The organism is Sphingobacterium sp. UBA7253, assembly GCF_002472745.1.
Taxonomy (GTDB): domain Bacteria; phylum Bacteroidota; class Bacteroidia; order Sphingobacteriales; family Sphingobacteriaceae; genus Sphingobacterium; species Sphingobacterium siyangense.
Genome location: NZ_DKSP01000132.1, coordinates 1 through 6,477 on the forward strand (window position 1 = coordinate 1; position 6,477 = coordinate 6,477).

Consider the following 6,477-nt stretch of genomic DNA (forward strand, 5'->3'; position numbering starts at 1 on the left):
GCAATCTGTAAACAATTAAAACTTGGTAACATCAGTATATCGAATGCTATATTTCTGGTTTTCCCAGACAGTGCACTTTATATCCCACAAATTGGCTATCAGATCAATGGCATAATAGGCTTCCCAGTCATAGAAGCACTGCAAGAAGTACAGCTTACACAAGATGATTTTTTTATCGTACCTAAGAGACCTACAGTTACAAAGAAGGCTTCAAATCTTGCAATAGATGGGTTATCACCTCTTATTGCCATTGATGGAAAGCACTATACCTTTGATACGGGAGCGGAAAATACAATCCTTTATGCGCCATTTTACGAAACCTACAAACAGCATATCGAAAAATATGGTATACCGACCAAAGTCGACATGGGCGGCGCAGGGGGTAACGTTGAATATGATGGCTTTGTCATACAACATACATTCCATATCGGCGATAAACCGATCGCTCTTAAAAAAATAAACCTATTAAAATCGAAAATCAAGAATGAAACTGTATATGGAAATATAGGACAAGATATTATCCGCCAATTTTCTAAAATGACACTTAATTTTAAAGACATGTTTATCCATTTTAATTAACAGGAATCTAAAACTAAAATGGATAAAAAGGAAACCCCAAATTTAAAACTAGTAAAATTGAGCTCAGTTTCGTCTCATAATTATACTTCATAAAAACACCCTAAAAGTTTTGTCCAGCTTTTAGGGTGTGATGCTTCTATAGATTTATGGAACAATTATGCGGAGTAGGTCACTGCATTAAAACCCTTCTTCTTGATAATTTCAATTATTTCTTCTTCCGAAACGCCTTCAGATTTTACAGTCAGAATTTTGTCTGCATTTGTGGTGTCAACATTCCATTCACAGATACCGTCCACACTATCCAGATCTGCACTTACTTTGGATACACATCCCCCACAAGTGAGGTTTGTTTTGAATTGAAGTTCTTTGCTTTCCATGTTGTATAATTTTAATGTTATTAATCTATTTAATTATCTGTACAAATATCCCTTTAATTCAATTGGCTATACTTATAGTTTTTCTATTTTGTTTTATAATATTTATCGTTTAAAACACGGTCTACAGCTTAACCATCGGTAGCTATTTTTTCCAGCGAAGCCGCAAGCTATTACTGACAACACTTACACTGCTCAATGCCATTGCAGCTCCAGCTATCATCGGGTTTAAAAGGAAACCATTGAATGGATACAGAATGCCTGCAGCGAGGGGAATTCCAATTAAATTATAAATAAATGCCCAAAACAAGTTTTGCTTAATTGTTGCGACCGTTTGTTTCGAAAGTCGAATTGCCTGGGGTATCTTCGTCAAATCAGAAGAAATAATTGTCATTTTCGCTACATCCATTGCAATATCACTTCCTTTTCCCATTGCAATACTGACATCGGCTGTTGCTAAGGCTGTACTATCATTAATACCGTCCCCAACCATAGCGACCACCTGCCCCCTTTGCTGCAATTCCTTAACAAAATCAGCTTTGTGTTCTGGCAACACCTCGGCTTTGTAATGCTGAATCCCTGTTTCCGCAGCGATGGCCCTCGCTGTAGCCTCGTTGTCACCAGTCAGCATATATAGTTCAATTCCCATTGCTTGCATCTCCTTGATTGCACGTACAGAAGTTTCCTTAATCTGGTCCGCAATGGCAATTACAGCTAATGCAGTATGACTATTGGCAAACCAGATCACTGTTTTCGATTGATTTCCCCATTGAGTAGCATGTTCCGTCAATTCTGTCGAAATTGTAATCCTATTTTCATCCAACAACCTCCGATTCCCTACATAGTAAGTTTCGATTCCTTCACTGCCTTTTACCCCCTTCCCCGTAATACTTTCGATAAAGGATATTGGAGTAACTTTCACATCATTAAAATACCCTACAACAGCTTCTGCCAATGGATGTTCTGACTGTTTCTCCAAGCTTAACAGGATACCTTTCAAATTATCTTCATTATTTTCCCAATACACGTCAGTAACAACAGGTTTTCCCTCCGTAATGGTACCGGTTTTATCCAAAACAACTGCACTTACCTTTTTGGCCAGCTCCAGACTTTCCGCATCCTTAATTAAAATGCCCCGTTCAGCTCCCTTACCCACTCCAACCATGATCGCTGTAGGAGTTGCTAAACCTAGTGCACAAGGACACGCAATAACTAAAACCGTTACTGCCGCCAACAAACCCTGTACCAGATGGTTTTCTCCATCTAAAGTAAACCACAGTAGAAAAGTTAAAATAGCAATACCAATGACAACAGGAACGAATACACCAGCAATTCGATCGACCAGTTTTTGTACAGGAGCCTTACTTCCCTGTGCATCCTGTACCATTTTAATGATCTGTGCAAGCATTGTTTCCCGCCCAACTTTTGTAGCTTTGAACTGAAAACTTCCCTTTTGATTGATCGTCCCTGCAAATACCTGTTCATTTCCCGTTTTTAAAACCGGGACCGGCTCTCCGCTTAACATACTTTCGTCAACATAGGAATTTCCACTGATAACAACACCATCGACAGCGATCTTCTCCCCTGGTTTTACCAAAATGATATCGCCGGTATGAACGGCTTCTATAGGAACCTGACGCTCTACTCCATCCGATTGAATGACCATAACCGTCTTCGGCTGCAACCCCATTAGCTTTTTAATGGCAGATGAGGTGTTACCTTTGGCCTTTTCCTCCAGCAATTTACCCAATAAAATAAAAGCAATGACAACTGAGGCGGCCTCAAAATATACATGTGCATGCAAGCCACGTTGATGCCAAAATTCAGCAAAGAGCATATTAAATACGCTAAAGATGTAGGCTATCCCCGTGCTCAACGCAACAAGTGTATCCATATTGGCCGAGCGGTGTTTCGCTTGTTTCCACGCATTGACAAAAAAGTCCTTACCTAGCCAAAGAACTACGGGTGTAGAAAACAGCCACATAATAGGATTTGCGTACGGCATATCCATAAAGAACATACCAATTACAACTACGGGAAGCGATAGCAATACTGCCCATCGTGTTTTGATTTTAAGCTTATGAAATTTAGCTGCGTGAATAGCCTCCAATGTTTCCTGCTGTGTAGATTCATCTTCGATTAATAAATCATAGCCACCAGCCTGGACTGCTTTCTGAATTTTTAAATGATCCGTAATATTAGGCAAATATTCAACTGTAAGATTTCCAGTTGCAAAATTTACAGACGCATTGACAACCCCTTGTTCATATTTCGCCATACTTTCGGCGCTACTGGCACATGAGGCGCAAGTCATCCCAAGAACTGGAAATGTTTTGGTCAATGTAGAAACACCATAACCAAGATCTTTGATCGTCTTTACACTGCTAACGACCGCTTCACTATCTTTAGGTACGATAGCAGCTCTATGGTTATTCAATTCCACCCGATAGCTCGTCAAGCCTTTGACCTGAGCTAGTCCTTTTTCGACAATTGAAGCACAATGTTCGCTTTCAACATCTTCTAAAGGTAGATAAACCGTATCTTTATAAATATCTGTCGCCATAACTGATTGTTTTATTTTACACAACAAATTTGGCAACAAATAACATCGAAATCATTACACAATTAGGGAATTGATTTGTAATATTTATTCGATAATACGATACGACAGGTTAAACTCAATTCTTCTTTAGCTTTCCACTTCCTCAACAAAACCATAGATAATATAATCACCGCGCTCTTCGAGTTTAATCGTTTCCATTCCACTCCAGTCGGATGCATTGGTATTTTCATCGATAAAATTTTGAATTCTGTCAAATGCGACACCAATCTTTGTTTTCCCATCGGCATAGATCTGATATTTCGCAGAGGTCTGCCAGCTTACTTTTTTTCTAAATAACCGTAAACCTTCTCTTTTCAAAAAACTGTGCATTTCATTCGATAAATTCATATTCTCATTTGTTTTACGCGCTCACACTACTCACCTATTTATTTGGCAGATGCTTTTCTGGTCAAGGACTTACCTCAAGCCTTCTCATTAGTTTATCTATTTACGCAACACGGTTTTAATGGCTAAAGAAATGGTTTTTCGCTGCTAAAATAGATAGCCCTAAAATAATGAACCTGATAGAATCCTACAATAATGCCGTCACTATTTCATCGTACTCAAATGCTATTTTGTCGAATTTTCCAACAGCATACGATGGACCTTCTTTCAATGCTGATTATAATCTAGCAGACGATTTGAACAGCATCTAATACACGGCGAACAGAAATAGGAACAGGCGCTATTTTTTCGTCGAATAGATTCTTTAGTTCGTCCGATTCATTTTCAATTCTGTCGATATTTTTCGTTGTTCTTTTCCATAGAAAGCACATTTGTTTACAATTTAAACGTATAACTATGGAAAACATTGAAAATTTTTTAGCGGAGGATTTTGTATTGGATGTACAAAATGTCTGCGTGGTCGAACCGATCTCATTTTTTGATTTTGATGATATGGAACTGGTAACTATTAAGACAGTTACATCTTCAAAAGTAATATAAAAGAGGATAATGCTGTGAGGGCGTTCTGGTAGGCGCCTTTACAGCAATCGTCTTTATTGCCTACTAAATAAAAAAAGAACCGAGTATATGACTTCACCCAAGCTTAAATGTATTCTTATTGAGGATGAACCCTTGGCGACAAAAAAAATAGTTGAATACATTCACATGTTTCCAGATCTTCAATTGATAAAGATGGTTGAAGACATTGAAAATCCAGCATTATTTAGTCATGATCTAAAATCTGCAGACATCCTATTCCTCGATCTCATTGTTAGCGGCGGTAATATTAATACACTTGCCGAATTGATCGCCGATATTCCTATCCTGATCATAACGTCCGCTGTGTCACGCTGGCATTATCCGGAATTTATCAAAAACAGAAAGCATTTTGCACTACAAAAACCAATTTCGCCCGAAATGTTTCAGTCCTGTATAAAACAAGTCATGCAATACTAGTCCTACTAATTCATGTCATTATTCCACTTATCCGATTATTTTCTTCTGCGCACGCCGCTGCTTCCAGCTGCATTTGCCGTTGATCTTTTAACGATAAAAGAGAGACATGAAATAGAAGAAAAACTTCGTCATTTGTTTCAAAATGAGCAATTAAAAGAAGCCCTATTTCTGGCAAGCCCTGCCTTCTCAGTAGAAGTTCAAAAATGGCTTGAATACAAGAAAGAGAGCAGCTCAAAAATGATCGCTTCACTACTCAAATATGCGATTAGGATGAGCACTAGAAGTACGCCTTTCGGTTTATTCGCAGGGGTATCTTTTGGGAACATTGCCGTCTCCGAAAAAAAGGTATCGTTAATTAGGGCTAATGCGAATAAAGCTGTATTAAAACTGGATGCCACCATTTTGACAGGAATTATTGAACAGCTATCAAAAGATAAAAGAATTTACAGTCAACTCTATTATCGTATCAATCCGACCTTATACTTAGATGGTAAATATTACAAATATTATCAAAAAGTGTCAAATGGGAAGAAAGGACAGCATATCCTGAAACGCATAAGGCTTACCCCAGTTTTGGATCGAGTCATCCAACACTTTGAACGTAATAAGAGAACCAGCCACTATCAATCATTAATCGATCTGCTGCAAGGTCTTGGAGCATCAACAACGCATGCGCCCCTATTCGTCAATAACCTCATCAGCCTTGGAATCATATCTTCTGAATTACAGCCCAATGTAATTGGCCGAGGTTATCTGGATAGCCTGATAACGACGCTTGAAAGAGTGGATAAGGCGGAAAATTATTTAAATCCTTTATTAACGATAAAAAGATGGCTTCATAGTTCTCAATCTGTCATTGAGATCCGAACCGCCATCCTTAAATTATTGCAGCCTTTGGCTCCAGATCTCGATATGACCAATTCGTTACAGGGGGATCTCCTCATGGGGATGGAAGAAAATAATTTATCAGATACCGCATTAAATCACATAAGAGATCAATTTCAGGATTTACTACCACTTTGCAGCCAGGCTAAGTTAACAGATTTTGACCAGTTTAGAGCTGCGTTCTCTGTTAAATATGAAGATAGAATGGTCCCGCTAACGACAGCTCTAGACCCCGATATTGGGATTGCTTACGGACGTCAAGAAGGTGTTTACAATATAACGGATGAAATACTCGGGGATGTTAAAAACATCACTCCGACGGGCGAAAAAAAATATGGGGACCACCATTATCAAGATCTGGTCATTGAAAAATTTGTAGCAAGTGTAAAAAATCAATTCACCGAAATTCGGCTGACCGGCAAAGATCTAGATCATATCGCTAAACAGCGTAAACAAACAGCTCATACTATCCCTTCTTCATTCTATGCCATCGGCAATCTCCTTAGAAGTTCATGTCAGGAAAATTTATTCTTCAATCTAGGTACTATTGGTGGTTCGTCATCAGGAAACTTAATTTCCAGATTTGCACATTTGGATGAAGAATTGCATAACAAATTAAAAGAATCGGCCAACAAA

Annotated in this window: 8 protein-coding genes; 5 read left to right on the forward strand and 3 right to left on the reverse strand. The window is 38.6% G+C overall.

The window, feature by feature from the left end; genetic code table 11:
* On the forward strand, positions 1-579 hold a 579-nt coding region (locus B2X72_RS13580; RefSeq protein WP_286849935.1), incomplete at its 5' end, for a hypothetical protein.
* Positions 580-734: 155 nt separating this feature from the next.
* Here B2X72_RS13580 and B2X72_RS13585 read toward each other — a convergent pair.
* The 3 genes from B2X72_RS13585 to B2X72_RS13595 all read right to left on the reverse strand — a co-directional run bounded on the left by B2X72_RS13585 (position 735) and on the right by B2X72_RS13595 (position 3,903).
* On the reverse strand, positions 735-956 hold the full coding sequence (locus tag B2X72_RS13585; protein WP_075992582.1) for a heavy-metal-associated domain-containing protein: 222 nt from the start codon (positions 954-956) through the stop codon (positions 735-737).
* Between the two features lie 142 nt (positions 957-1,098).
* The gene (locus B2X72_RS13590; protein WP_286849940.1) at positions 1,099-3,516 is read right to left on the reverse strand and encodes a heavy metal translocating P-type ATPase; all 2,418 of its coding nucleotides are present in this window, start codon (positions 3,514-3,516) and stop codon (positions 1,099-1,101) included.
* A gap of 126 nt (positions 3,517-3,642) precedes the next feature.
* Positions 3,643-3,903, reverse strand: coding sequence for a hypothetical protein (locus B2X72_RS13595; RefSeq protein WP_286849942.1), 261 nt, complete (start codon positions 3,901-3,903; stop codon positions 3,643-3,645).
* A gap of 167 nt (positions 3,904-4,070) precedes the next feature.
* On the opposite strand from B2X72_RS13595, the gene B2X72_RS13600 reads away from it, so the two are divergent.
* From B2X72_RS13600 to B2X72_RS13615, 4 genes are all read left to right on the forward strand, one after another.
* A complete protein-coding gene (locus B2X72_RS13600; RefSeq protein WP_157698451.1) occupies positions 4,071-4,211 on the forward strand; it encodes a hypothetical protein in 141 nt (46 codons plus the stop codon).
* 145 nt (positions 4,212-4,356) lie between these two features.
* Positions 4,357-4,500, forward strand: coding sequence for a hypothetical protein (locus B2X72_RS13605; RefSeq protein ID WP_286849945.1), 144 nt, complete (start codon positions 4,357-4,359; stop codon positions 4,498-4,500).
* Between the two features lie 87 nt (positions 4,501-4,587).
* A complete protein-coding gene (locus tag B2X72_RS13610; RefSeq protein WP_075992579.1) occupies positions 4,588-4,956 on the forward strand; it encodes a hypothetical protein in 369 nt (122 codons plus the stop codon).
* A gap of 12 nt (positions 4,957-4,968) precedes the next feature.
* The coding region (locus B2X72_RS13615) for a lantibiotic dehydratase (protein ID WP_286849947.1) at positions 4,969-6,477 on the forward strand (1,509 nt) is incomplete at its 3' end.